Source organism: Methylocaldum sp. 14B (assembly GCF_002005105.1).
Taxonomy (GTDB): domain Bacteria; phylum Pseudomonadota; class Gammaproteobacteria; order Methylococcales; family Methylococcaceae; genus Methylocaldum.
In genome coordinates, this window is the sequence record NZ_MSCV01000009.1 from 26726 (window position 1) to 52765 (window position 26040).

21 protein-coding genes and 1 pseudogene are annotated in these 26040 nt (G+C 56.9%); 11 read left to right on the plus strand and 11 right to left on the minus strand.

What is annotated here, in order from left to right; genetic code table 11:
• Positions 1–30: 30 nt before the first annotated feature.
• The 9 genes and pseudogenes from purF to truA form a co-directional block, all read right to left on the minus strand.
• Positions 31–1539, minus strand: a complete 1509-nt coding sequence (gene purF / locus B2A78_RS08325) for an amidophosphoribosyltransferase (RefSeq protein WP_077729522.1) — start codon at positions 1537–1539, stop codon at positions 31–33.
• A 26-nt stretch (positions 1540–1565) separates the two neighbouring features.
• Positions 1566–2066, minus strand: coding sequence for a CvpA family protein (locus tag B2A78_RS08330; RefSeq protein ID WP_077729523.1), 501 nt, complete (start codon positions 2064–2066; stop codon positions 1566–1568).
• Between the two features lie 78 nt (positions 2067–2144).
• A complete protein-coding gene (locus B2A78_RS08335; protein ID WP_077729524.1) occupies positions 2145–3239 on the minus strand; it encodes an SPOR domain-containing protein in 1095 nt (364 codons plus the stop codon).
• 13 nt (positions 3240–3252) lie between these two features.
• Positions 3253–4515: a bifunctional tetrahydrofolate synthase/dihydrofolate synthase gene (gene folC, locus B2A78_RS08340; protein ID WP_077729525.1), complete on the minus strand. Its 1263-nt coding sequence runs from the start codon at positions 4513–4515 to the stop codon at positions 3253–3255.
• Positions 4516–4644: 129 nt separating this feature from the next.
• Positions 4645–5490, minus strand: a pseudogene (accD, locus tag B2A78_RS08345) (acetyl-CoA carboxylase, carboxyltransferase subunit beta); the annotation flags it as partial.
• 8 nt (positions 5491–5498) lie between these two features.
• Positions 5499–6308 (minus strand): tryptophan synthase subunit alpha, encoded by an 810-nt coding sequence (trpA, locus tag B2A78_RS08350; RefSeq protein WP_077729527.1) that lies wholly within the window; start codon positions 6306–6308, stop codon positions 5499–5501.
• Positions 6305–7525, minus strand: a complete 1221-nt coding sequence (trpB, locus tag B2A78_RS08355) for a tryptophan synthase subunit beta (RefSeq protein ID WP_077729528.1) — start codon at positions 7523–7525, stop codon at positions 6305–6307. The genes trpA and trpB overlap by 4 nt, the downstream gene beginning before the upstream one ends.
• Positions 7500–8159 (minus strand): phosphoribosylanthranilate isomerase, encoded by a 660-nt coding sequence (locus B2A78_RS08360; RefSeq protein ID WP_077729529.1) that lies wholly within the window; start codon positions 8157–8159, stop codon positions 7500–7502. Before B2A78_RS08360 ends, trpB begins: the two co-directional genes overlap by 26 nt.
• Positions 8156–8971: a tRNA pseudouridine(38-40) synthase TruA gene (gene truA, locus B2A78_RS08365; RefSeq protein ID WP_077729530.1), complete on the minus strand. Its 816-nt coding sequence runs from the start codon at positions 8969–8971 to the stop codon at positions 8156–8158. The genes B2A78_RS08360 and truA overlap by 4 nt, the downstream gene beginning before the upstream one ends.
• 217 nt (positions 8972–9188) lie before the next feature.
• On the opposite strand from truA, the gene B2A78_RS08370 reads away from it, so the two are divergent.
• From B2A78_RS08370 to cynS, 11 genes are all read left to right on the plus strand, one after another.
• Positions 9189–10478 carry a citrate synthase gene (locus tag B2A78_RS08370; protein WP_077729531.1) on the plus strand — a complete coding sequence of 430 codons (1290 nt, stop codon included), beginning with the start codon at positions 9189–9191 and terminating at the stop codon, positions 10476–10478.
• Between the two features lie 226 nt (positions 10479–10704).
• On the plus strand, positions 10705–11799 hold the full coding sequence (locus B2A78_RS08375) for a hypothetical protein (protein WP_077729532.1): 1095 nt from the start codon (positions 10705–10707) through the stop codon (positions 11797–11799).
• 101 nt (positions 11800–11900) lie between these two features.
• Positions 11901–13799, plus strand: coding sequence for an ATP-binding cassette domain-containing protein (locus B2A78_RS08380; RefSeq protein WP_077729533.1), 1899 nt, complete (start codon positions 11901–11903; stop codon positions 13797–13799).
• A 419-nt stretch (positions 13800–14218) separates the two neighbouring features.
• Positions 14219–14554, plus strand: coding sequence for a hypothetical protein (locus tag B2A78_RS26555; protein WP_240502449.1), 336 nt, complete (start codon positions 14219–14221; stop codon positions 14552–14554).
• Between the two features lie 14 nt (positions 14555–14568).
• Entirely contained in the window at positions 14569–14913 is a 345-nt protein-coding gene (locus B2A78_RS26560; RefSeq protein WP_240502450.1) for a GMC oxidoreductase, read from the plus strand.
• A 473-nt stretch (positions 14914–15386) separates the two neighbouring features.
• Positions 15387–16709 carry a CmpA/NrtA family ABC transporter substrate-binding protein gene (locus tag B2A78_RS08390; protein ID WP_240502456.1) on the plus strand — a complete coding sequence of 441 codons (1323 nt, stop codon included), beginning with the start codon at positions 15387–15389 and terminating at the stop codon, positions 16707–16709.
• Between the two features lie 296 nt (positions 16710–17005).
• On the plus strand, positions 17006–17998 hold the full coding sequence (locus tag B2A78_RS08395; protein WP_077729535.1) for an ABC transporter permease: 993 nt from the start codon (positions 17006–17008) through the stop codon (positions 17996–17998).
• A gap of 10 nt (positions 17999–18008) precedes the next feature.
• A complete protein-coding gene (locus tag B2A78_RS08400) occupies positions 18009–19739 on the plus strand; it encodes an ABC transporter ATP-binding protein (protein WP_077729536.1) in 1731 nt (576 codons plus the stop codon).
• Positions 19740–20386: 647 nt separating this feature from the next.
• On the plus strand, positions 20387–21226 hold the full coding sequence (locus B2A78_RS08405) for a formate/nitrite transporter family protein (RefSeq protein ID WP_077729537.1): 840 nt from the start codon (positions 20387–20389) through the stop codon (positions 21224–21226).
• 590 nt (positions 21227–21816) lie between these two features.
• Positions 21817–23556 carry a bifunctional protein-serine/threonine kinase/phosphatase gene (locus B2A78_RS08410; protein ID WP_077729538.1) on the plus strand — a complete coding sequence of 580 codons (1740 nt, stop codon included), beginning with the start codon at positions 21817–21819 and terminating at the stop codon, positions 23554–23556.
• A gap of 1 nt (position 23557) precedes the next feature.
• Positions 23558–24049: a cyanase gene (gene cynS, locus B2A78_RS08415; protein WP_205780710.1), complete on the plus strand. Its 492-nt coding sequence runs from the start codon at positions 23558–23560 to the stop codon at positions 24047–24049.
• A gap of 89 nt (positions 24050–24138) precedes the next feature.
• Here the strand turns inward: cynS and B2A78_RS26005 are convergent, their stop codons facing one another.
• Both B2A78_RS26005 and B2A78_RS08425 read right to left on the minus strand, forming a co-directional pair.
• Positions 24139–24309, minus strand: coding sequence for a hypothetical protein (locus tag B2A78_RS26005; RefSeq protein WP_156881205.1), 171 nt, complete (start codon positions 24307–24309; stop codon positions 24139–24141).
• A gap of 313 nt (positions 24310–24622) precedes the next feature.
• Entirely contained in the window at positions 24623–25441 is an 819-nt protein-coding gene (locus B2A78_RS08425; RefSeq protein WP_077729540.1) for an alpha/beta hydrolase, read from the minus strand.
• Between the last annotated feature and the right edge of the window lie 599 nt (positions 25442–26040).

The following is a 26040-nucleotide window of genomic DNA, read 5'->3' on the forward strand; positions in this document are numbered from 1 at the left end:
TGGTCTACCTCGCAAAAAGCGTCCGTGATACTAGCCCGCGTTGTGCAACTCGATGATCGAACCATCGGCCGAGCGTCTGGCCTTGGACTGATCGTTACGGTGCTTGCTGAGCCGATCGAGGTATTCCTGATTGATATCCCCGGTGACATAGTCATCGTTGAAACACGATGTGTCAAACCGCCCGATGGAAGGATTTCCTCTCTGCACGGCCTCGATCAAATCGCTCAAGTCCTGATAAATCAACCAATCCGCGCCAAGCTCATCCTGCACCTCCTGTTCGCTGCGCCCATGGGCGATCAATTCATGCGCCGCAGGCATGTCGATGCCGTATACATTAGGATAGCGTACCGGCGGAGACGCGGACGCGAAGTAAACTTTGCGCGCTCCGGCATCCCGCGCCATTTGAATGATTTGCATGGACGTAGTGCCTCGGACGATTGAATCGTCGACCAGCAAAACGTTCTTGTCCTTGAATTCGAGGTCGATCGCGTTCAGTTTCTGTCTGACCGACTTCTTGCGAAGCTGTTGTCCGGGCATGATGAACGTACGTCCGATGTAGCGATTCTTGATAAAGCCCTCCCGGTATTTCACGCCCAGCCGGTTGGCGAGCTGCAACGCCGCAGTCCGGCTCGTATCCGGAATGGGGATCACGACATCGATGTCGTGATCCGGGCGCAGCCGCATAATTTTCTCGGCCAGTTTATCGCCCATGCGAAGCCGGGCCTTGTAGACCGAGATATTGTCGATGATGGAGTCGGGACGCGCGAAGTAAACGAATTCGAATATGCACGGCGAATAAAGCACTTTTTCGGCGCATCGACGCGTATGTAGCGTACCGTTCTTTTCGATGATCACGGCCTCGCCAGGCTGCACATCCCTAATCAGCTTGAATCCCAACACGTCCAGGGCGACGCTCTCCGATGCGATCATGTAGTCGGTGCCCTTGGCGGTCTTGCGTTCGCCGAACACCAAGGGGCGAATGCCGTAAGGGTCCCGGAAACCGATGATACCGAAACCGGTGATCATCGCCACCACCGAGTAAGCGCCCCGGCAGCGCTGGTGTACGGCCGCCACGGCACGGAACACATCTTCGGGGCCGACCCGAAGTTTCCCCAGTTCCTGGAGTTCATGAGCAAAGACGTTAAGGAGAACCTCGGAGTCGGAATCGGTGTTGATGTGTCGTTGATCTTGGGCGAACAGATCTTCCTTCAGCACCTCGGCATTGGTCAGATTACCGTTATGCGCCAGACTGATGCCGTAAGGAGAATTGACGTAAAACGGCTGGGCTTCGGCCGAGCTCGTGCAACCGGCGGTGGGATAACGGACGTGGGCGATGCCCATCTTTCCCCTGAGGTTCACCATGTGGCGAGTATGAAATACGTCCCGTACCAAACCGCTGTCCTTGCGCAAGTTAAAGCGATCGTGTTCGCAGGTGACGATACCCGCGGCATCCTGTCCCCGATGCTGCAATACGGTCAGGGCTTCATACAGCTCCTGATTGACTTCGTCACTGGAAACGATGCCGGCAATACCACACATAGGTCAACTCACTTAACAATAAAAAATCATCGAAACTTGACATAACTGCCGAAGTCCGACGGAAGTTGGTCGCGAAGCCATAAAGCTAACGACTGAAATGGCGGAATCAAGGCAGATTCTTTCCACCAAGGGTCTGCCGGAAGAGGTGTCGCTCCGGCCAAAAGAACCAGCACTGAAACGATGACGACTCCGCGGCCGATACCGAATACCATTCCGGCAAGACGATCGGTCCCCGTCAACCCGGTACTTTTCACCAGCATGTGCAGCAAAAAAGTAACCAGGCTGGCCAATATCAAACTGGCTAAAAAGAGTATCCCAAACGATGCAGCCATCCGGGCGGAGGGAAGGGAAATGACGGAATCGAGATAAACCGAAAAATCACGGCTGAATTGCAACCCGATCCACGCTGCCGCAACCCATGCACAGAGTGAAAACACTTCGCGAATAAGACCGCGCAACAGCCCGATGAGGGCTGATAAACCAATGATTCCGGCAATACAATAATCGACCCAAACCAGATTAGACATGTCGTACTCTCGCCGACGATAGCACTGTCGTATTGATAATCGTCTGGTCAGAAATCCGGTATCCGGGAATGCCAGCGATCACGGATGCGGAACCACGATACCCTTGATACCGATAGTATTCTCAATCTGCTTCTGTATCTGCTCTGCCCGTGTCCGGTTCAACTCGGGACCTACCTGAACGCGGTAGACTGAGGTTCCGGCGTTGTTAACGACCTCCACAAATGCGGGAAAGTTCGATTTTCGCAGCTTATCGGCCAGTGACCGCGCATTGCCCTCGGTGGTAAAACTACCGGTTTGGACTACCCATGCCGCCAAGTCATCGGATGCCTCCGGTGCGGGAATTGGCGGCTCAGGAAGCTTCGCTCCCCCACCTCCAACGGCTGGTTTCGATGGGATTTCAGGAGCTTTTGAAACCGCTTCGGACGGTGCCGCCTTCGAATTATCCAATGAAGGCTTGATCTGCGCCGGTTTTTGGGGACTCACCGGAGACGACGCAGATTTAGCCGATTCGGCAGCTCTTGTCGTCTCGGACTTCTTCGATCCTTTTTCGATCGGTTTCGCGGGCGGGGCTTTTGGTTTCGCCTTAGGCAGTGCGGCGGGCTGGTCCGGCGGCATCGTATCAACGGCGCCCTCTTCCGAATTGACCGTCAGGGTTGTCGGCTCGAGTTTGCTTTTTCTGGCGAGAGCCTGTTTTGATTTGCTAACTCCGGCGGCTTTTGCCGGTTCATCGGTTTTAGCCACTTGCGCTTTGTCCGATTCAGCGGGATCGGCTGCGCGACTAGTTTGCGCATCGCCCGTGGCTTTCAAAACATCCTCATCGGCAACCGTCGGTTCACTATCCGCTATAGAAGCCGCCCGATTTTCGGGCTTTTCGCCGGACTCGGCAGAAGCGGACTGCTCGCTTTCCGCGGCGGTCGAATCGCCATCGGTCAAGGGGATTATCCGATAACCCGTACTAGTGCTTTCGCTCTCCTCCGACGGAGCAACATCGGCTGCCGAGTTCGGCAGCTCGATGGCCTTGGCTTCGACCTCTTTGGGAAGTGCCGGAATCTCGCCGGAGCCGGCAGCGCTTAGATCGTCCTGCCGTTCCTCGAACAGCATGGGCACGAAAATAACTACCAGAGAAACAATGATGATAGCGCCGATGAGACGTTGTTTCAGTTGCTGATCCATGAATACCTCGGACTCAGCTCATTTGAGCCAAATACTCGGAAACTAGAAAGAATGAGCCAAACACGAGCACGAGGTGATCGTTTTCCGCGTCCTGTTTGGCGGCACCGAATGCCGCTGCAGCATCGGCGAACCCAGACCGGACTGCTGAAACGCCAAGACTGTCGAAAATAGCTAAAAGTTGATCGGCAGTCGCTGCCCGGGGCATTTTGAGGGGAGCCAAATACCAATGCTCGACCAGGTCTTTTATGTTAGTGATAATCCCGAGAACGTCCTTGTCGCGCATAACGGCGAAGACTGCATGTATGGTTTTCCCGCCAAACCGGGAGCCCAGATATTCCGCCAATACCCTCACCGCCTGAGGATTGTGCGCCACGTCCAATAATACAGGAACACTTCCAGGGATGTACTGAAACCGTCCGGCCAAAGTGACATTTCTCAACCCATTCCGAACGGCCGCCGCTGATACGGGCATGTGGGTTTCGATCCTCTGCAAGACTTCCAACACAGCCGAAGCATTGATCAATTGGTGACTACCTTGGAGCGCCGGAAACGGCAAATCGGCCAGCTGGGTGTTTCGCCCCAGCCAGTTCCATCCGTCGCCGGACACCTCATACATAAAATGCCGCCCCGCATACGAAAGCGGCACGCCACCCTCCTCGGCATATCGGACCACGGCCTCCGGCACATCGCTGTCTCCGATGACCGCGGGTCTGCCGGGTCGAAAAATACCGGCTTTCTCCAGCCCTATGGCCGTGCGGGTTTCACCCAACCAATCCTGGTGATCGAGGTCGATGCTGGCAATCAGGGCCGCATCCGCGTCGATGATATTGACGGCGTCCAGACGACCGCCCAAACCGACTTCGAGCACTTGTACGTCCAGATCGGCGGTAGCGAAGATATCGAGCGCCGCTAAGGTGCCGAACTCGAAGAAACTGAGAGTCGTCTCGTCGCGCACCCGTTCAATACGCTCGAACGCGTCGCAAATCCGGTCGTCGCTGACGGGTTCCCCGTCAATACGGATTCGCTCGTTATAGCGTAGAAGATGCGGCGACGTATATGTGCCGACCCGGTAGCCCTCCTGGCGTAAAATCGCGTCCAACATCGCTACACATGAGCCTTTTCCGTTTGTGCCGCCGACGGTGATGGTGAAAGGCGGCTTTTCGCGACGACCAAGCCGTCCATGGACCATTTTGACGCGGGACAAGCCGAGGTCGATAGACTTCGGGTGCAGGGTCTCCTGCCAGGCCAACCAATCAGCCAGCGTTTTGAAACGCATGAACTATTCGTTGCCCGTAAGTTCTTCGGCAGAAAGAGAGGTATAAGCCGCGGCAAGCATTTCGGGTCTTTCGACGCGCTTTTCGACGACGACCGCCTCGATACTGGCGGCAGCCGGCTTTTCAAAGGCCAGTATCGACAACAGGGACGCGATTTTTTCGCGCATCTCCCGACGATCGACGATCATGTCCAGAGCGCCGTGATTGAGCAAAAACTCGCTTCTCTGAAATCCTTCCGGCAGTTTTTCGCGGACCGTCTGTTCGATCACGCGCGGTCCCGCAAACCCGATCAGAGCGCCCGGCTCACCGATGTTGATGTCGCCCAGCATGGCCAAACTGGCTGATACGCCTCCCATCGTCGGATCGGTCATCACGGAAATGAAAGGAATGCCCGCATCGGCCAACCGCGCCAAGGCAGCGCTGGTTTTCGCCATTTGAAACAGGGACAACAAGGATTCCTGCATACGGGCGCCGCCGCTGGCGCTGAAGACGACCAATGGAATTCCCTGCTCCAGGCAGTGATTGACGCCCCGCACGAAGCGCTCTCCCACGACCGACCCCATGGAACCGCCCATGAATTCGAAATTGAATGCGGCAGCGACTAATGGCCGGCCTTGGAGCTGACCGGCGACGACGATCAGCGCGTCCTTTTCGCCGGTGGCTTTTTGCGCCTGAACCAAGCGATCCTTGTACTTCTTGCTGTCTTTGAACTTAAGCGGATCGACGGGCGTAAGTCCTTCGCCGATTTCCAGGCGATTGCCGGGGTCGAGAAACAGATGCAGGCGCTTGCGCCCGCTGATGCGCATGTGATGGCCGCACTTCGGGCAAACCTCCAGATTCCGTTCGACTTCCGACCGGTACAGAATTGCGTTGCAGGCCGGACATTTGCTCCACAAGCCTTCGGGGATCGCGCTTTTCGTAGACGCTTCCGTGCGGATTTTCGAAGGTACTAATTTGTGAAACCAGCTCAAGGTGATGACTCTCGCTAAAAAGATGCGTCCATCGCGGTACGCATGGATTTCAACAGATCGACGATATCGTTGAGCGCTCGCCCGGAGTCGCCCCGTGCAACCTCGATTTTCTCGACCAGCGCACTGCCCACTACCACCGCGTCGGCAAATTTGGAGATCGTGGCCGCGATCTCGGCGTTCTTGACGCCGAACCCGACGCCCAGCGGCAGATCCGTCAGCGCGCGAATTTCGGAAAGCTTACGCCGGACATCGCTCAAATCCAAATGCGAGGCGCCGGTGACACCTTTCAGAGAGACGTAATACAAATAGCCCCGCCCCAACTGGCCCATCTTGCGTATCCGCTCATCGGTACTGTTGGGGGCGAGCAAAAAGATCGGATCGATACCGGCTTGCTCCAAAAGCGACAACAGGTCGGACGATTCTTCGGGAGGCATGTCCACGGTAAGAACGCCGTCGACGCCAGCGCTCCTGGCCCTGTCGACGAACGCGCGGTACCCCATGCACTCGACCGGGTTGAGATACCCCATGAGAACGACAGGAGTCTCGCTATCGTTCGAACGGAACTTTTCTACCATGTCCAGCACGCGGCGAAGGCTCATCTTGTGCAGAAGAGCTCGCTCGCTGGCCTTTTGGATGACCGGACCATCCGCCATCGGATCGGAGAAAGGCACGCCCAGTTCGATGATGTCGGCCCCGGCCTCCACCATCGCGTGCATCGCCGGAACCGTGAAATCCGGATGGGGATCGCCCGCCGTGATGAAAGGAATGAGAGCTTTCCGGTTGGCTTGTTTTAAAGTCTGGAACTTGGCGGTCAAACGGCTCACAGGGTAATTCCTTCGCGCCTTGCAATGGTGTTGATGTCTTTGTCCCCGCGTCCCGATAGGTTGACCAGGATTTTTTGATCCTTGCTCATGGTGGGCGCGAGCTTCATGGCGTAAGCCACGGCGTGGCTGGATTCCAGCGCCGGAATGATGCCTTCGATCCGGGTCAGCGTGTGAAAGGCCTCCATCGCCTCGTCATCGGTGATGCTGACGTAGGTAGCCCGACCGCTGTCCTTCAACCAGGAATGCTCCGGACCCACGCCGGGGTAATCGAGGCCGGCTGAAATCGAATGGGTTTCGATGATCTCGCCATCCTCGTCCTCCATGAGATAGGTGCGATTGCCGTGCAGAACGCCCGGCTTGCCGGCGCTCAAAGGAGCCGAGTGGCGACCGGTCGCAATGCCCTCGCCCGCCGCCTCGACGCCGTACATCGCAACGCCGTGTTCGTTTATGAACGGATAGAACAGGCCTATGGCGTTCGAACCGCCTCCGACGCAAGCTACCAGCGCGTCCGGCAAGCTTCCGGTCAGCTCCTTCATCTGCTGTCTGGCTTCGCGGCCTATGACCGCCTGAAAATCGCGGACCATGGCCGGATAAGGATGAGGACCGGCCACTGTGCCGATGATATAAAAGGTATTGTCCACATTCGTAACCCAATCGCGCATGGCCTCGTTGAGCGCGTCCTTTAGGGTTTTCGAACCGGATTCCACCGGCACCACGGTCGCGCCGAGCAACTTCATGCGGAACACATTGAGGGCCTGGCGCTCGACGTCGACAGCCCCCATATAAACCACGCACTCCATTCCCAAGCGGGCGGCGACTGTAGCGGTAGCCACGCCGTGCTGTCCGGCGCCGGTCTCGGCTATGACGCGCTGTTTACCCATACGTTTGGCGAGCAAAGCTTGTCCTACGGTATTGTTGACCTTATGGGCGCCGGTGTGATTGAGATCCTCGCGTTTGAAGAAAACTTGCGCGCCGCCCAGCATTGAACTAAGGCGCTCGGCGTAATAGATCGGCGAAGGGCGCCCCACGTAATGCTTGAGATCGTAATCTAATTCCGCAAGGAACTCGGGATCTTTCATGTAGCGATAATACGCGTCCCTCAACTCCTGAATCGGATACATCAAGGTTTCGGCAACGAATACGCCGCCATAGGGCCCGAAGTGGCCCCGCTCGTCGGGCAGGTTGTACGATTCAGTCGATGTGTACTCTATGGTCATATTCGTGTACCTGTTCTAGAAACGCCGCCATTTTATCGGCATCCTTGATGCCCTTGCCTGCTTCTACACCGCTGGATACGTCGACGGCATAAGGCTGCACCGTCCGCAAGGCTTCCACGACGTTATCAGGAGCAAGCCCTCCGGCCAAGATCACCGATCGGCGGAGTTCCTTCGGAATCAAGTCCCAGTCGAAGCGATGCCCGGTCCCCCCCTTGGCATCCGAATGCCATGCGTCCAACAGAAAACCTGCAGCATCCGGATAAGTGTCCACAATTGTCGTCAGATCTGTTTCCGACCGCATCCTTACGGCCTTGATATAGGGTTTTCCGAAACGGCGGCAGTAATCCGGGCTTTCATCACCGTGAAACTGAATCAGATCGATACGTACCTGTTGCAAAATCTCGCGGACGACAACCTCGTCTTCATCGACGAACAACCCGACCACCGTGGCGAATGGCGGCAAAGCAGACACGATGCTTTGCGCCGTCTCGACGTCGAGATTTCGTGGACTTGGCGGATAAAAAACCAAACCGACGGCGTCGGCGCCCAGTTGAACAGCTATCAAGGCGTCGTCCGGGCGGGTGAAGCCGCAGATTTTAACGCGAGTTCTACGGAAGGGATACGGAAATTTCACTCGCTTTCCGAAGGAGTATAACGACTGGCGTCTTCCGGCAGATAATCGAATATCGGATGACGGGGTAAACCGAAATGGGGAGGGTAATAAACACCGCCTAAGTATAACCCGTCGGCCGGCGCCGTAACACCGGCGCACTTTCGGTCTCGGGCCCCGAGAACCTCGGCCGCCCAATCCGGGCGCTGCTTGCCCGATCCAACCTCCATCAAGACGCCTACGATATTCCGAACCATATGATGCAGGAAAGCATTGGCGCACAGCTCGATGATAACCCTGTCATTCTCCCGCCGCACGTGGATGAAATGCATCCGGCGCATGGGACTCTTGGATTGGCAGTCCTGGGCTCGGAACGAGGAAAAATCATGTTCCCCAATCAGATTGTTTGCCGCCTCCTGCATGGCTTTCTCATTGAGCGGATGAAAATGCCAGGTGAGTTGTCGTCTGAAGAGCGCGGACTTCATCGGGCGATTCAGGATGACATACCGATAGAATCGAGCGATGGCGCTGTAGCGCGCATGGAAGTCCTCCGGAGTCTCTTGAACCCAGAGGATACGCACGTCTTCGGGAAGCGCCGTATTAGTCCCCATCAGCCAGGAATACGGCTTACGGTACACCTTGGTATCGAAATGGACGACTTGCTCCAAGGCATGCACGCCCGCATCCGTCCGGCCAGCACAGATGACGCGAATCGACTCGGCCGCAACGCGGCTTAGAGCGTCTTCGACCGCGCCCTGGACGGTAAGCTTCCCCTTTTGCCATTGCCAACCGGAGAAGGCTTGACCGTCATACTCGATACCCAAGGCGATACGCATCGTTTTAGAAATTATTTGTTTAACAAGATAACAGGAAAGAACGTTCCGCTATCAGTCCAATGTTACCATCTTGAAACAATCGCGGCCGAAACGGGCCTACTGAAAAGCATCGAAAAACGACTGAGCACTCTTTAGGCAGGCTAGCGTTAAATGACCGGTTGTCGTTACACTGAAACAGAAACGAGAACAAAGTCCGTATTTAGGGTTTTTTAGCATTATGGCAGACACAGCAAAGCTCGAACTGGACGGAAAACGGTTCGATATTCCCGTCGTCACCGGTACGGAGAACGAAAAAGGGCTGGATATTACCCGGCTCCAGGCATCGACCGGTTACATCACCGTCGATCCCGGTTACGCCAATACAGGCTCCTGCACATCCGCCATCACCTACATCGACGGCGACAAAGGAATTCTCCGCTACCGCGGGATCGACATTGCCGAGCTCTGCGAGAAGTCGACGTTCATGGAAGTCTGCTATTTGCTCATTTACGGCGAGTTGCCGAACGCCGAGCAATTTACGAAATTCAAGGACAAGGTCCTTTTCCACTCGCTGATTCACGAGGACATGAAGAGCTTCTTCACCTCGTACCCCGGCCATGCCCATCCCATGGCCATTCTTTCGGCAATGGTGTGTTCCCTCTCGGTTTATCATCCGGAACTGTTGAAACCGGATCAGTCGCCGCACGAGCGGGACCAAACCATTACCCGGCTCCTGTCCAAAGTGCGCGTGCTGGCCGCCTTCGCCTACAAGCGATCGGTGGGTGAAGCTTTTGTCTACAGCCGTCCGGAACTGGACTACCTCTCCAACTTCCTGCACATGATGTTCACGACGCCGGTCAAACTGTACGAGCCGGACGAGGTGACGCGCAAGGCGCTGGACGTATTGTTCATCCTGCATGCCGACCACGAGCAGAATTGCTCCACCTCGACCGTTCGCATGGTGGGATCTTCCAAGGCCAACCTTTTTGCATCCATTTCGGCCGGCATCTGCGCCTTGTGGGGTCCGCTGCACGGCGGCGCCAACCAGGCTGTGATCGAAATGCTGGAGGCGATCGCGGCCGACGGCGGAAACTACAAGAAATTCATCGACAAGGCCAAGGATAAAAACGATCCATTTCGACTGATGGGGTTCGGACACCGAATCTACAAGAATTACGACCCCAGGGCGCAGATCATCAAAAAGCACTGCGACGAAGTACTCGGAAAGCTGGGCATTCACGACCCGATTCTCGAAATCGCCAAGGGTCTAGAGGAAGTGGCGCTCACCGATCCCTACTTCATCGAGCGCAAGCTTTACCCCAATGTCGATTTCTATTCGGGAATCCTCTACCGTGCCATGCGGATTCCGACGAACATGTTTACCGTAATGTTCGCTTTGGGAAGACTGCCTGGCTGGATTGCTCACTGGAAGGAAATGATCGAGGAACCCGGCATGAGAATCGCGCGGCCCCGCCAGATATACATCGGCGAAAGGCAACGGGCCTATAAACCCATGAACGACAGGTAGAATCCGTCTTCGAATTATGCTTTGCTCCCGGTCCGACGGGGACATCCGAACCGGGCGCGTAGCATCGGCGCTTGCCCGCCATTGACCGCTTCCGAACGCATCGCCCACCGGCAAAGCGGCCGCTGACGTTTACCGCTTCGGACTTCCGGCTTCTTTCGATCGCCTTGGGGCAACCCGATGCTGTTTATTGAGTCAAATTTGATACAAGGGTTATCGTATCGCCGTCTTGAATCGAAAATCGCACGTCATTGCCTGGCTTGCTTCCCACTTTCTCGTCCTGTCCTTTCTTTCCGCGTCAGCCGCCGAAGAAAGCCTGTGCAAACCTGAATCGGCCCCAGCGGCCGCATCGACTCCCGTTCGTTCGCCGACTCGGGTATTGCTTATTCCCCTCTTAAGAAAAGATCCGGATTCCGCGGAAAACGAACGCTGGCCAGAACGCCCGGCGGCGGAAATCGAGGCTTTTTATCGAACCAGCTTCTCCGCACAAGTCACTTGGTTGCGGGATGTCCGCAAATGGGAGGACTACTACCGCAAGGCCGATATGTTGGCGCAGCGCTCGGCGCCTTTCGACCGAGTGATTCTTATCGGACACGGCGGATATGACGGACCGATTCTGAACGGTCATATCATTCAGAACGCGCTCACCATCGAGGGAGATCACGCTAAAGCGACCCGGATCGTCGAGGCGCAGCCCGGAGTTGCGGAGATTTTCACCGTTACCTATGACATCCGCCAGAATCGGGAATTCAGCAGCTTCATGGACGGCCGTTGGAAAGAACTTTCCCGAAAAGATTCTACGGAAATCAGAAATATTCTGATAAGCAAAGAGCGCAGACTCCAACCCTTGGATACCGCTTGCCTGCAGCGCCAATGTTCGGCCGCGATGCTGGCCTCCATTCCGAACGATACCGATCGGGATCTCAAGCGCGCAGCCTGCGAATCCATATGCAGAGTTCCGCTCTTCGTTTTGCGCTCATTCGAAGAGCTTAGCCCGGAGCGGTTTCGAAACTTCGTCCAAAGTTTGCGTTCTCTCGTCAAGCCGAACGGCTTGATCGTGCTCGGCATGTGCAATCCGGGCAGCAGCGTACCGGAGAGAGAATCTCCCTGGGATGTCGGCGGTGCCTTGGTACACTCGAAGCTTGCCTCCGGCCCTCATCAAACCTATGTACACTTGCTCGCTACCGCGACCGGGCGGAGCGTAGCCGGCCCCATCGGCAAGACCAGTGCCGAGGATGTCGTGAACCGGGTGACGCTGTTCGAAGAGCGGCGACCCCAACGATATCTGCGCATTGTCGCTCCGACCGAACGCTGCGCTCCCTGAGTGCCCCGCAACGATCGTCCAGCGGTCTCGATTGCTCCGGATTCGGTGCGACAAACTACTTCTGCGCGTAAAATTCCCGTTTTTTCCTGTCCCACACTCCGATGGCTTTAATCACCTTCCGCAATATACACGTCAGCTTCGGTCAGCCTCTGCTGGACGGAATCGGCTTTTCCCTGGAAAAAGGCGAGCGGGTGTGCCTCGTCGGGCGCAATGGAGCGGGGAAATCCACGTTGCTCAAACTTTTGACAGGCGATTTGATTCCGGATGAAGGGGAAATCATCGATCAAGAGGGCTTGCGCATCGCCCGGCTCGATCAGGAAGTCCCGCTGGACGCCACCGGCAGCGTGTTCGACGTCGTTGCAGGCGGGTTGGGCGATACGGGCGAGTTGATCCGCCGGTTTCATGACGTATCCCATCGCGTTGCGAGCCATTCCGACTCGACGGCCTTGGCGGAATTGGAGCAATGCCAGCACGCGATCGATGCCATCGGCGGCTGGGATCTCCACCGGAAAGTCGAATCCTTGCTGTCTAAGCTCGACCTGCCGGTGGATACCGATGTCGAGTCTCTGTCGGGCGGCCTGAAACGCCGGGTGCTGCTCGCCCGAGCCCTAGTCTCAGAGCCCGACGTATTATTGCTCGACGAGCCCACCAACCACCTCGATCTCGCGGCGATTCTTTGGCTGGAGGAATTTCTGCTCGGTTGGCCGGGAACTTTGATCTTCATCACCCACGACCGGATGTTCCTGCAAAGGCTGGCAACCCGGATTATCGAGCTCGACCGGGGCAAGCTGTTCGACTGGCCCGGCGATTACGCCACCTATCTGAAGCGCAAGGAAGAACAACTGAACGCCGAAGCCAAGGCTCAATCGGAATTCGATAAAAGGCTCGCGCAGGAAGAAGCCTGGATTCGCGAAGGCATCAAGGCGCGCCGCACCCGCAACATGGGCCGGGTACGGCGTCTGCTCGACATGCGCCAGGAACGCGCGGAACGGCGGGGCCGTACCGGCCAGGTCAGCATGCTGCTGCAGCAGGCGGAAAAGTCCGGACGACTGGTGGTGGAAGCCGAGAACGTTCGCTTCGATTACGGCGGTCAACCGATCGTGCGCGATTTTTCCACCACGATCCTGCGGGGCGACAAGGTCGGCATCATCGGGCCCAACGGCTGCGGCAAGACCACCCTGCTTCGCCTGATGCTGGGCGAACTGCAACCGACGTCGGGCCGCATCCGTCTTGGAACCAACCTGCAAATCGCCTATTTCGACCAGTACCGGGCACAGCTCGAGGAAGAAAAATCGGTGATCGACAATGTCGCCCAAGGCAGCGACCGGGTGAGCGTCAACGGGCGCAACGTTCACGCCATCGGCTACCTCAAGGATTTCCTCTTCACTCCCGAACGGGCACGTCAGCCGGTGAAGTCGCTTTCGGGGGGCGAGCGCAACCGCCTCCTGCTCGCGCGGCTGTTCACTCAGCCCGCGAATCTCCTGGTGCTCGACGAACCCACCAACGATCTGGACGCGGACACGCTGGAACTGCTGGAAGAACTGTTGACCGATTACGACGGCACCGTATTGCTGGTGAGCCACGACCGGGCGTTCCTGAACAACCTCGTCACCAGCGTGCTGGCGTTCGAAGGCGACGGCATTGTCAACGATTACGTGGGCGGCTACGACGACTGGGTGCGGCAACGCCCGGCACCTCAGCCCGCCCCGGCAAAGCCGGCCGTTGAAAAACCGATTCCGCCCAAGCCGGTCAAGGAAAAGCTGAGAAAGTTGAGCTTCAAGGAACAGCGCGAACTCGAGGCTTTGCCCCAGCAGATCGAGGCGCTCGAAACCGAAATAGCCTCATTGAATGAAGCGATCTCCCGCCCCGAGTTCTATCAGCAGACGAAAGACACCATTACCGGAACCCAGGCCCGGCTGGCGGAATTGCAGCAGACGGTGGAGGCGGCGTATATGCGCTGGGAAGAACTGGAGGCCTTGCGGGAACAGCTGAGCACTTGAGCCGGCGCCCACAGGCTCATTTTCCGTAGTGGTCCCAATGCTCCCGAAACAGAGCGTGCTCGCTGATCGGACTTCGCGACGACCGCGACGGCGGCGGCCGCCGCCTATTGCGGTCTGGGCTATACCGCCGTCTTCTGGGGCGACGCGCCCGAGCGTATCGACGGCAACTACCGCATCACCCGCATGCTGCAAGCCGAGACCATGTTCACCGGCGATCCCGACAGAGCTTCGATGGATCATGGTATACAGGCGGTCTGCGAGGACCTGCGGCTCAGGGTCGCCATCCCTACCCCATCCGCCTGTGCTCTAGGCGCATTGGGGCATGCGCTGCCGGCGCGGGAACTTCAGCGGTTGGCATCGGCATTCGCCATGATCTTCCGGGTGTCGGCAAGAATCTCCAGGACCATCTCCACACGAGGGTGCGCTGCGAGATCAGGCAACCGCTTACCTTCGCCCCACTTCCAGAGGAGCAAAAGGCCGCAGCGCTGCGGGAATACGAAGCGAACCGAAGCGGCGCGCTGGTTTCGAATTTCCTCGAGGCGAGGGCCTTCGTCAAAAGCCGTCCGGAAGAGACGATTCCCGGACTACAGCTGTTCTTCCTGATGACCCTGCCGCCCGATTATCCCGAAGCGGGAGCCACCAACCGGCACGGCATCACGTTCACCGCCTACATCAATCGGCCCCTGAGCCGCGGAGAGGTCACGCTGGCCTCGGCGATCCGCTCGACCGGCCGGTCATCGACCCCAACTACCTGAGCCATTCCGACGATGTGCGCTGCGCCGTCGCCGGCATATGCTGGAACCTCGAGATTCTCTACGCGAAAGCCTTCGATGACATTCGGGGCAAGGAGGTGGCACCGGGAGCACATCTCCGAAGCGACGCGGATCTCGAATCCTTCGTGAGGCGTACGGCCTCCACCACCTGGCACCCGGCCGGCACCTGCAAGATGGGCCACGACGCCATGGCGGTCGTCGATTCCCGCTTGAAGGTGCACGCAATCGAGGGACTGCGGGCGGTCGATGCTTCGATCATGCCGACCATCGTGAGCGGCAACACCAATGCGCCGACGATCATGATCGCCGAGAAGGCAGCGGATCTGCTTCGGAACGGCTAGAGCGTTTTCCGGTTTGGCGTAGAGCCCGAAGTAGGTCGGCAATCCGTTGCCGACCTACGAATTTCCGGTCCTCGCCTACGCGCGCAGCCCTTCCGGATGCATTGCGTGTTTCATATTCGTGCGGCATCCCTGCATTGGTGCACGGAAGGTCGACGAGTTCTGCCAATAAGCTGATCGCAAAGGCTCGAATATCCATAGCTCCGTGACTTTCCGGCGCCTGGCATACCTTCTGCTTCCATGATTCATTGAACAAGCTGCGCGCCAAAGGCGGCGCGCGAAAAATCGACAACGGCGTCTCGCTGCCATCGATGATGGCAGCCAGGCGCTTTTTTTTGCCCGACGATAAACACTGGAGCACAAAAATGGGAGACAAAAAGGCTGTACGAGGAGAGGGGGGCCAAAGGGCCGGCGTCGGTAGACGCGGGTTTATGCAGCAGGCGGCCGGCATGGCCATGGCGGTTGCGCTTTGCGCGATGATGGCGGCGGGTCCCCACGAGGCGCAAGCGGAGGTGGGGCCACCGGAAAAAGTTTCGCTCAAGTTCGGCTTCATCAAGCTGACCGATATGGTGCCGCTGGCGATCGCCTACGAGAACGGCTATTTCGAGGACGAGGGGCTGTCCGTCACGCTCGAAGCCCAGGCCAACTGGAAAGTGCTGCTCGATCGGGTGATCTCGGGCGAATTGGACGGCGCCCACATGCTGGCCGGGCAACCCATAGGAGCAACGATCGGCTTCGGCACCCAGGCCGACGTCATCACCGCCTTCAGCATGGACCTCAACGGCAACGGCATCACCGTTTCCAACGCCGTTTGGGAGGAATTGAAGAAGAAGCTGCCGATGAAGGACGGCAAGCCGGTGCATCCCATCGACCCCAAATACCTCAAGACGGTCGTCGACGGTTACAAGAAAAAGGGCAAGCCCTTCAACATGGGCGTGGTGTTCCCGGTATCCACCCACAATTATGAATTGCGTTACTGGCTGGCGGCAGGCGGCATGAATCCGGGCTATTACGCGCCCACCAAGGGCGACATCAGCGGCACGCTCAAGGCCGATGTGCTGATATCGGTGACGCCGCCGCCGCAGATGCCGGCCACCATGGAAGCGGGCACCATCGACGGCTATTGCGTGGGCGAGCCCTGGAACCAGCAGGCCGTGTTCAAGGGGATCGGCGTGCCGGTGGCCACCGACTACGAGGTCCAGGTGAACAATCCGGAGAAGGTGTTCGGCGTCACCAAAGCCTGGGCGGACGCCAATCCCAACACCCATATCCGCGTGGTGAAGGCGCTGATCCGCGCCGGGTACTGGCTGGATGCAGAGAACAACAAGAACCGCGCCGAGGCTGTGAAAATCATCTCGAAACCGAACTACGTGGGTGCGGACGAAGCGGTGATCGCCAACAGCATGACCGGCACCTTCGAATACGAAAAGGGCGACAAGCGCGAGGCACCCGATTTCAACGTGTTCTTCCGTTATCACGCCACCTACCCCTACTACTCCGATGCCATCTGGTACCTCACCCAGATGCGCCGCTGGGGCCAGATTCCCGAGGCCAAGCCCGATTCCTGGTACATGGAGACGGCGAAGAAAGTCTATCGTCCGGACATTTACGCCGCCGCGGCCAAAGAGTTGATTGCCGAAGGCAAGCTTAGCGCTCAGGACTTTCCCGATTTCGACAAGGAGACCGGATTCAAGGGCCCGCAAAAAGGTTTCATCGACGGCATCGTCTACGACGGGCGTAAACCCAACGATTACCTGAAGCAGTTCAAGATCGGCCTCAAGGGCAACGAAAAGCCGTAACCCTGGAAACGGCAGTTGACCGCTTCGATGCACGAGAAAAGCCCGCTGCCGTTTCCAGGGCCTTTTCACCGCGGTTTGCCGAGCGTCGGAAATGCGTAGGTCGGCAATCCCTTGCCGACGGCGTGTGTCGGAAGGGTCGCGACTAAAGCGACCGTTTGCGATTGGGAATGGATTGCCGACCTACTTCGGGAGCTACGCCAAACCGGAAAACGCTTTGGGTAACCAGCGAAACCATCTTCATTCAGTCACGTCGAAGGCCCTTGCGCTGCGCGGGCTCTCCGACAGGGAGGATCAACATGACGGCACAAACATTATTGCAACGATTGGGCACTCTGACACAGGCCAACGCCAACGGGGATTCGAAACTGGCGGCCATCTTCCACAGCAACTGGCCGCCCCTATTCGGCATCGCCCTCTTTCTGGTGCTCTGGCACGTGGGAGCCGCCGGAGTCAAAACCTCGCTCGGGGAACTGCCGGGTCCCGCGGCGGTGTGGGAACAAACCCAGAACCTGTACCAGGAACACATCGCGGAACGGGAACGCGAGGCCGCGTTCTACGAACGTCAGGAAAAGCGCAAGGAGCGGTTCTTGGCGGAAAATCCGGGCAAGGAATTCACCCCGCTGCCGTACACCGGCAAGCCGACCTACCTGGACCAGATCTTTACCAGTCTTTACACGGTGTTCGCCGGATTCACCATGGCGACCTTGGTCGCCGTGCCGCTGGGAATCCTGTGCGGCCTGAGCAAATCCTTCCAGAACGCGATCAATCCGCTGATCCAGATCTTTCGGCCGGTGTCGCCTCTGGCCTGGCTGCCCATCGTCACCCTGGTGGTGAGTGCGGTATACGTGACGAGCGGCACGCCCATGTTCGAGAAATCCTTCATCATCTCGGCTATCACCGTGACCCTGTGCTCGCTCTGGCCGACCCTGATCAATACGGCCGTCGGGGTTGCCTCCATCGACAAGGACCTCATCAACGTGTCCAAGGTGCTGCGGCTTTCCACCCGCACCAAGGTGATGAAGATCGTCATTCCGTCCTCGCTCAAGCTCATCTTCACGGGGCTCCGCCTGTCCCTGGGTGTGGGCTGGATGGTGCTGATCGCGGCGGAGATGCTGGCCCAGAACCCCGGCCTCGGAAAATTCGTGTGGGACGAATTCCAGAACGGCAGTTCGCAGTCGCTAGGGCGCATCATGGTGGCCGTATTCACCATCGGCTTCGTCGGCTTTCTGCTGGACCGCATCATGCAGACCTTGCAGCAACTGGTCAGCTTCGGCGAGCGTTCAAGCTAAGGAGTCCAATATGTTAAGCCTACAACGCATCTACACCGACGATTTCGACAACCAGCCGCCCGAGGAGCAGGCGCCGCGGAACGTAGCGCTGGAACTCAAAGGCGTCGGCAAGGGCTACGGCACCGGCGCCCGCCGGACCGAGGTGCTGAACGACATCAACCTCCGTATCGAGGAGGGAGAGTTCGTCGCCATCGTCGGTTTCTCCGGCAGTGGCAAGACCACCCTCATCTCCCTCATGGCGGGTCTCATCGAGGCCGACGCCGGCGAACTGCTGTGCAACGGCAGGCCGATCGAAGGTCCGGGACCCGACCGGGGCGTCGTGTTCCAGAACTATTCGCTGATGCCCTGGATGACCGTGCGCCAGAACGTGGCGCTGGCGGTCGACCAGGTGTTCAAGGATGCGCCCAAGGCGGAGAGAGCAGCGCGGGTCGAGAAATACATTGCCATGGTGAATCTCACCCCCGCCATGGACAAGCGTCCCGCCGAACTTTCCGGCGGCATGAGACAGCGGGTTTCGGTGGCGCGCGCGCTGGCGGCTTCGCCCGACATCCTGCTGCTCGACGAACCCCTGAGCGCTCTGGATGCGTTGACTCGTTCCAAGCTCCAGGACGAAATCATCCGCATCTGGCGCCAGGAAAAGAAGACCGTCGTGCTCATCACCAACGACGTGGACGAGGGCATCATCATGGCGGACCGCATCATTCCGCTGAAGCCCGGCCCGAACGCAACCCTGGGACCGGAATTCAGGGTCGCCCTGCCCCGTCCGCGCGACCGCCAGGCCATCAACCATTCCCCGGAGTTCAAGCGCATCCGGCGCGAGGTAACTCAATATCTCATGCAAATCAGCCATGAGCGGGAAGTTGCGACTTCCGACAACATCATCAGCTTGCCGACGGTCCTTCCCAACACCGCACGCGAACACCAGGCTCCCGACATCAAGCCGGTTCCGGCAAAAGCCGGTTTGGAGCGCTACGTGGAATTCTCCCGCGTCTCCAAGATCTATCCGAGCCGCAAGGGTCCCATCAAGGTCGTCGACGGCTTCGATCTCAAAATCCGCAAGGGCGAATTCATTTCCATCATCGGCCACTCCGGCTGCGGCAAATCGACGGTGCTGTCCATGGTGGCGGGTCTCAACGACATCAGCGAGGGCGGCATCGTCCTCGACGGCCGGGAAGTGGTCACCGCCGGCCCGGACCGCGGCATCGTATTCCAGGCGCCCAGCCTGGTGCCCTGGCTCACGGCGTACGAGAACGTCTGTCTGGGGGTGGAACAGGTCTATCCCCACGCCAGTAAGAAAGAGCGCATAGCCATCGTCGAGCACTATCTCAGCCGGGTCGGCCTGACCGACGCCAGGGACAAGAAAGCCAGCGAGCTGTCCAACGGCATGAAACAGCGGGTGGGCATCGCCCGGGCATTCGCGCTATCCCCCAAGCTGCTGCTGCTGGACGAGCCGTTCGGGATGCTCGATTCCCTCACCCGATGGGACTTGCAGGAAGTACTGATGGAGGTGTGGACCCGGACCAAACTGACCGCCATCATGGTGACTCACGACGTGGACGAGGCCATTCTGCTCGCCGACCGCGTGGTGATGATGACCAACGGGCCGAACGCGAAAGTCGGCAAGATCCTCGAGATCGACCTGCCCCGCCCCCGTACCCGCACCATGCTGCTCGAACACCCGAACTACTACGAATTGCGCGAGCAGTTGCTCACCTTCCTGGCGGAGTGCGATCACAGTTGATGAAATGGGCCACGGTGAGGGACCGCCACGCCGGACGCTGCGAGGGCGGTGAGTAGTCCGCACGGAGCGCAACGCGATATCGTTGCCGAATGGCCTTTTGGCTCGTTCCCAGATGGATGGGAACGGAAAAGCCGGAGGTTGAGGACCCGCGCAAAAGGAAAGCGGCGGATCAGCGAGCCGCTTCCCTTTCCCTTCCCTACCCCGCCGGCTGCCGCGTAGGCCACCTCCTTATATAACCGAGGCCAGCAGCCGCAAGCTCCCATTCGGCTCCAGGGCATGTTGGCATGTGGAACAGACCCTATATGCACCCGCGTTCAAGCAGTGAGCCTCGAAAAAACAAGGCTGTCGAGGATGGTCAGGCAAAATTCCTGAGAGCAGACCCCGTATGCACCCCTGTTCCGCTGTGCACCATGTTAGTTCAAGCAATATCTTTTATTCCATTCAAAGCCGCACAAAACTACGTAATTGCCATTAGTTATCAATAACTTATCAAGATTAACGAAACTTGGCACAAAATACGCTTATATCGAGCTGAGGTTTATTAAGCAACGGCGCTTTAACCCCTTTAGGGTTATGGCGCTTTTTTTTTGCCTCACTGGTTCTTCATTGCATGACCGATACCAATAATCGAGCTAAAGGAGAAAATTATGTCTTATTTAGTCCCGTCAGAATTTGTCACCAAGATGGTGGATGCAGGTGAATCGAAAGTATTCATGTCAACCAGGGATACGGTGATCAGAGCGTATATGGCCGGCGCCATCCTGGCATTGGCTGCGGTGTTTGCGGTTGCGATGACCGTACAGACGGGCTCTCCGCTCATTGGCGCCATGTTGTTCCCCGTCGGTTTTTCCATGCTGTATTTGTTGGGCTTCGATCTACTGACCGGGGTATTTGTTTTGACGCCGCTTGCATGGCTCGATAAACGCCCGGGGGTGACAATTGGCGGTATCTTACGGAACTGGGCGTTGGTCTTTATCGGCAATTTCATGGGGGCGTTTACCGTGGCGGTGATGATGTCGATCGTTTTCACCTTCGGTTTCTCGACAGAACCCAATGAAGTAGGTCAAAAAATTGCCGGTATCGGGGAAGCGCGTACGCTAGGTTATGCAAAGTATGGAGCGGCAGGCATGCTGACGCTCTTTATCAGAGGCATGCTTTGCAACTGGATGGTCTCTACCGGCGTTGTCGGCGCGATGATTTCCACGTCGGTGAGCGGTAAGGTGATCGCCATGTGGATGCCGATCATGCTCTTCTTTGCAATGACCTTCGAGCATTCGATCGTCAATATGTTTTTGTTTCCGTCAGGTCTGATCATGGGCGGAAAGTTTTCGATCATGGATTACCTTATCTGGAATGAGATTCCGACCGTTGTGGGAAATCTGGTTGGCGGGCTCGCGTTCACCGGACTGACTTTGTATTCCACACATGTAAGAACGGCGCCAAAACGGGTCAGTAAGGAACGTGTCTCGGTGGGAAGAGCAGCCTGACGAGTGACCTCTCATGCCAAAAAGTTGGTGAAGAGGAATCAGTTAGGCTGGTAATAAGGGATGATGGCTGGCGGGAATTCCGGATGAGTTGTGGGAGCGGAACGGTGGGTCGGGAGGCGCGCCCATAGCCGGCTTATTAACCCGGCCTATAAATATTGGCCGGGTTAATCCGGGGCAGGGATGCCCCGGCGCGGCGACAAGCCGCGTGAGCCCAGGCCGGGCGTGTACCGGGCCTGGGCGGCGGCCCGAAATACCAGGAGGGTATTTACGGGCCTGATTAATAATCTGTTCAGCCGTAATTTGATCCATTGGGAACAACGGGCGATAACGATCTTGCCATGCTCTACTTGGCCTGCAGCATCATCGCCTGACGTGCGACCAGCCTACTGGGATCGGCTCCAAATAATATGCAATAAGATGAAAGAGCTTCAGCTGTCTACACGGTTGAAGCTCCCTCAATCTCGTTCTTGATCCGGTCCCCATGAAGTATTAGGCCGTTTGTGCTGGGCTTGCCGAAGCTTTGTAGTCTTTCGACAAGCTCAAGGCGGGCGGCTTAAAAGCTTTACCAGGTCGGATCTATAAAAACAAAAATGTCCAGTCAATTAAGAATCTCCGTAGGACAATACTCCGACAAAGGCCGTAAGGAAACCAATCAGGATTTTCACGGTGTTTGCATACCGAAAGAGCCCCAGTTGAGCTCGAAAGGAATTGCGATTGCGCTGGCCGACGGGATCAGCAGCAGCGATGTGAGCCAGATTGCCAGCGAAGCCGCTGTTAGGAGTTTTCTCGAGGATTATTTCTGCACTTCGGACGCTTGGTCTGTCAGGAAGTCAGCACAGCGGGTTTTGATCGCGACCAACTCCTGGTTACATTCACAGACACAGCAAAGCCAGTATCGTTACGATAAAGACAGAGGTTATGTGTGCACCTTTAGCGGCATGGTGATCAAGTCAACCACCGCACATATTTTTCACGTGGGCGATACGCGCATCTATAGATTGCATGATGATGCCTTGGAGCAATTGACCAACGATCATCGATTTTGGGTATCGCAGGATAAAAGCTATCTTGGTCGGGCTTTAGGCGTTAATCCTCAGCTCGAAATTGATTATCGAGTATTGCCAGTGGAAGAAGGCGATATTTTCTTATTCGCGACAGACGGCGTTTATGAATATGCCAGTCCTCGGTTCATCATCAATGCCATCAGAGAGCATGAAGACGATCTCGATACCGCTGCGAAAGCGATCGTGGACGCGGCATACCAACAAGGCAGTCCGGATAATCTCACGGCTCAGGTCGTTAAAATCGAAAACTTGCCTAAGCAGAATCCGGATGAACTCTATCAACAGTTAACCGAACTGCCGTTCCCCCCGATTTTGGAAGCCAGAATGGTTTTTGATGGCTACAAGATCGTCCGGGAGGTGCATGCCAGCAGTCGCAGCCATGTTTATCTGGCGGTTGATAACGAAACCGGCACACCGGTCATCATCAAAACGCCATCGATCGATCTTCGGGGCGACCCGGCTTATTTGGAAAGATTCTTGATGGAAGAATGGATCGCTCGGCGCATCAATAGTGCGTATGTACTGAAGCCTTGCGCACAGACGCGGAAACGCAACTATCTCTATATCGTCACCGAATTCATTGACGGTCAGACATTAACGCAGTGGATGATCGACAATCCGAGACCGGACCTGGAAACCGTGCGCGGCATCGTTGAACAAATTGCCAAAGGATTACGCGCTTTTCACAGGCTGGAAATGCTGCATCAGGACCTGAGACCGGACAATATCATGATCGACCGTACCGGCACGGTGAAGATCATCGATTTCGGTTCGACGAAAGTTGCCGGCCTGATGGAGATCACAACGGCAATCGAGCGAAGTCATCTGCTAGGTACTGCCCAATATACCGCGCCGGAATATTTTCTTGGCGAAAGCGGGACAACATATTCCGATATGTTTTCGCTGGGCGTTATAGCTTATCAAATGCTGTCGGGTAAACTGCCTTATGGCGCCGAAGTCTCCAAGGCCAGAACCAGAGCCGCACAAAAGAAATTAGCCTATCACTCTGTACTCGATGACGATCGGGAAATCCCTGCCTGGATCGATGATGTGCTCAGGAAGGCAGTACATCCGAACCCGTATCAGCGTTATGGGGAATTATCCGAGTTTATCTATGATCTACGCCACCCGAACCAAGCGTTTCTGAATAAGACCCGTCCACCGCTCATCGAACGTAATCCAGTAGTTTTCTGGAAAAGCGTTTCCTTCATTCTGGCAATTACTGTTGTTGCCTTATTGTTTAAGTTAACAAATAGGGGTATCTAAAATGAAAACAAAATCGACACAGACACCGTCATCTTGCAAAGCCGATTCTCTGCTGACCAAAGAACAAATGACGGACCGCATTATTACTGCAAAAGTAAAAAAACAACTCACTTGGACAGCCATTGCCGAACAGATTGGCGTCAATGAGGTTTGGCTGGCCTCGGCTTGTCTTGGCATGAACAGCATGAAACACGACATTGCCGAAAAGCTCTGCGCCATTTTGGAGCTGCCTATTGAAGTTCGAGCCGCCTTGGAAATGTTTCCTCACAAACAATGGCCCTTCGAAATACCCCAAGACCCGCTTATTTATCGGCTTTATGAAATCGTCGGCGTTTACGGAGAAACCTTGAAAGAAATCATTCATGAAAAATTCGGAGACGGTATCATGAGCGCGATAGATTTCAGCATGACGGTCGGCAAAGAAGAAAACCCAGCCGGCGATCGCGTCGTCATCACCATGAACGGTAAATTTTTGCCTTACAAATCCTGGTAAATCGGTAAAGGATTGCTTTGCCGGGCTCTATGAGACGAGTCGGCAACCGGCGGATCGGGCGAAAGAGCGGGCTCGAGTGAGAGCCGCTACTAGCTCACCGCCCGGTCGAATTCGAACTCCGGCGCCGGCTCGCCCCGCTCCAAATCGTTGGCGGAGGTTGAGCCCCAATCAGACACAGTCTGGGCGGCGATATGGAGCTGGCGTGGCATCACGCAGTCGCGATGCTCGGCCAGGAACGCCCCGATGTTGGAACGGTGCATGGCGCGGGCCGCCTCGATACCCAGCAGCAAGCCGCCGAGCACCACGGTGCGGTGGGTGCAGCCGAATCCTCACGGTCGAATTTGTATTCGGGTAGTGCCGACATTTCTCTTCCGAAGCCGAAAAAAAAAGCGCCCATGCCGGTTCCGTACGAAACCGGCCAAGGACGCCTTTGTCCGAGGAAGCTATGAACGCCGCTGTTCGCGCTTCCCCTTGATTTTCAAAAATTCCTGTCATGGAAGGAAAATCGGCTCCCGGTCTGCGAAGAACACGTTGCTTAGACGCAGTGCAACGGTAACTTCCGCCGTTGGACGATCACGAGTGCATACGGACGAACTCGATAATAGCCTTAGCGTACACGTCCGGGTGGGTGGCGTGCGGGATGTGCCCTGCTCCCGGAAATTTCAGGACCTCCGCGCGAGGCATCGCCTCTGCAAGCTTGCCGACTACTGGTCCGAAGATGGGTGGGCTCTGGTCGCCCAGCGTGAGGAGAGCCGGACGCGTAAACTCCTTGATCCACTCCAGCTCGAAAACCAGCTGTTCGGGATCTTTCGCCTCGTCGAGGAAGGTCGGAGCATTATCCATCATGATCTTCTTGTACTCCGGCGGCAGTTGAGCCCAGGACCCCGGGCCGAGCACAACAGTCTCGACGAACTGTTCGGCGGCGCCGGCATGATCGCCCGAGGCGATCCGTTCGACCACGCCCCCAACTCGTTGCCGAACCTGCTCCAGCATCGGCGCAACGGCGGAGTCGTCGGCGAGCAGCGCGAAGAGGGGCCGCTCGTGAATGATGAGGCCGCGAAGGAGGTCGTGCCGCTCACCGGCCAGCCGGAGCGCAATCGATGCGCCGAACGAGTTTCCCGCTACCCATGCCGGCGCGAGTCCCAGGTCCTGTATCAACGCAGCAAGGTCGGCCACGTCCTCGCGCACACTGCCTTGTCCCGGTGGACACGTACTCTCGCTGTGGCCACGGCGATCGTAGGTGAGAACTCGAAAAGAGTCGACCAAACGGGGAACGAGCAGGTCCCAGTCGTGATGAGAATCCCATGAGCCGTGAACCAATGCGAGGGGAGCCTCCCCGCTGCCTTGGAGTTCATAGAAAAGCCGCACACCGTTGACATTTGCGGCTGCCATGCCGACCTCCTATGTCCGCGACTTCGCCCTGCAACAAAGCGTCACGGGCGATGCTCGGTGTATTTCTTTTCCTTTAATCTCGCCGTCAAACAATATCTCGCCACCCGCTTTGCAATCGGACGTTACCTTTTTGAGGGGAAAGTATTTGACGATTTCATCATACCGCGTGAGCGCATCGAATATCGTCTCCGGCCTTGCTTCGATAAAAATACTTTTCCTTATCGTAAAGCTATCCATTCTCCGTAGCGCTCCGTCTGTTTATTAGGTATTCAAAGTGAGTAGGTTACGCCGTATTGCTTTTCTCCATTCGGCTAACAACCCGCGCTTAAAGTGCTTTTCCATCGTTTCCCGCGGTTTCTGCTGATGGCGTTCATAGAGGATGCTCCAGACGGCTTGATCCGTCAGCGAGACGGGTCCTTGATATCGAGGATGACGAGCCGACCACCAGGCCGAAGCGAGCGGGCTGCGTCCCGAGCCCTACGCGTTTTTCCATCTCCAGTGATCTTGCCATTCCGCAAGTTAAATAAGGCAAACCTGCCCGTCTCCGGGGAAGGTTGCAACTCGTTCCTCCCCGGGATATAAGAAACACCCATTCGTTG

Excerpts from the sequence above, each read along its gene's own strand:
- purF (WP_077729522.1), bottom strand. The coding sequence starts at position 1,539 with ATGTGTGGTATTGCCGGCATCGTTTCCAGTGACGAAGTCAATCAGGAG.
- B2A78_RS08330 (WP_077729523.1), bottom strand. The coding sequence starts at position 2,066 with ATGTCTAATCTGGTTTGGGTCGATTATTGTATTGCCGGAATCATTGGT.
- B2A78_RS08335 (WP_077729524.1), bottom strand. The coding sequence starts at position 3,239 with ATGGATCAGCAACTGAAACAACGTCTCATCGGCGCTATCATCATTGTT.
- folC (WP_077729525.1), bottom strand. The coding sequence starts at position 4,515 with ATGCGTTTCAAAACGCTGGCTGATTGGTTGGCCTGGCAGGAGACCCTG.
- trpB (WP_077729528.1), bottom strand. The coding sequence starts at position 7,525 with ATGACCATAGAGTACACATCGACTGAATCGTACAACCTGCCCGACGAG.
- truA (WP_077729530.1), bottom strand. The coding sequence starts at position 8,971 with ATGCGTATCGCCTTGGGTATCGAGTATGACGGTCAAGCCTTCTCCGGT.
- B2A78_RS08370 (WP_077729531.1), top strand. The coding sequence starts at position 9,189 with ATGGCAGACACAGCAAAGCTCGAACTGGACGGAAAACGGTTCGATATT.
- B2A78_RS08380 (WP_077729533.1), top strand. The coding sequence starts at position 11,901 with ATGGCTTTAATCACCTTCCGCAATATACACGTCAGCTTCGGTCAGCCT.
- B2A78_RS08390 (WP_240502456.1), top strand. The coding sequence starts at position 15,387 with ATGATGGCGGCGGGTCCCCACGAGGCGCAAGCGGAGGTGGGGCCACCG.
- B2A78_RS08395 (WP_077729535.1), top strand. The coding sequence starts at position 17,006 with ATGACGGCACAAACATTATTGCAACGATTGGGCACTCTGACACAGGCC.
- B2A78_RS08400 (WP_077729536.1), top strand. The coding sequence starts at position 18,009 with ATGTTAAGCCTACAACGCATCTACACCGACGATTTCGACAACCAGCCG.
- B2A78_RS08405 (WP_077729537.1), top strand. The coding sequence starts at position 20,387 with ATGTCTTATTTAGTCCCGTCAGAATTTGTCACCAAGATGGTGGATGCA.
- B2A78_RS08410 (WP_077729538.1), top strand. The coding sequence starts at position 21,817 with ATGTCCAGTCAATTAAGAATCTCCGTAGGACAATACTCCGACAAAGGC.
- cynS (WP_205780710.1), top strand. The coding sequence starts at position 23,558 with ATGAAAACAAAATCGACACAGACACCGTCATCTTGCAAAGCCGATTCT.
- B2A78_RS26005 (WP_156881205.1), bottom strand. The coding sequence starts at position 24,309 with ATGCACCGTTCCAACATCGGGGCGTTCCTGGCCGAGCATCGCGACTGC.
- B2A78_RS08425 (WP_077729540.1), bottom strand. The coding sequence starts at position 25,441 with ATGGCAGCCGCAAATGTCAACGGTGTGCGGCTTTTCTATGAACTCCAA.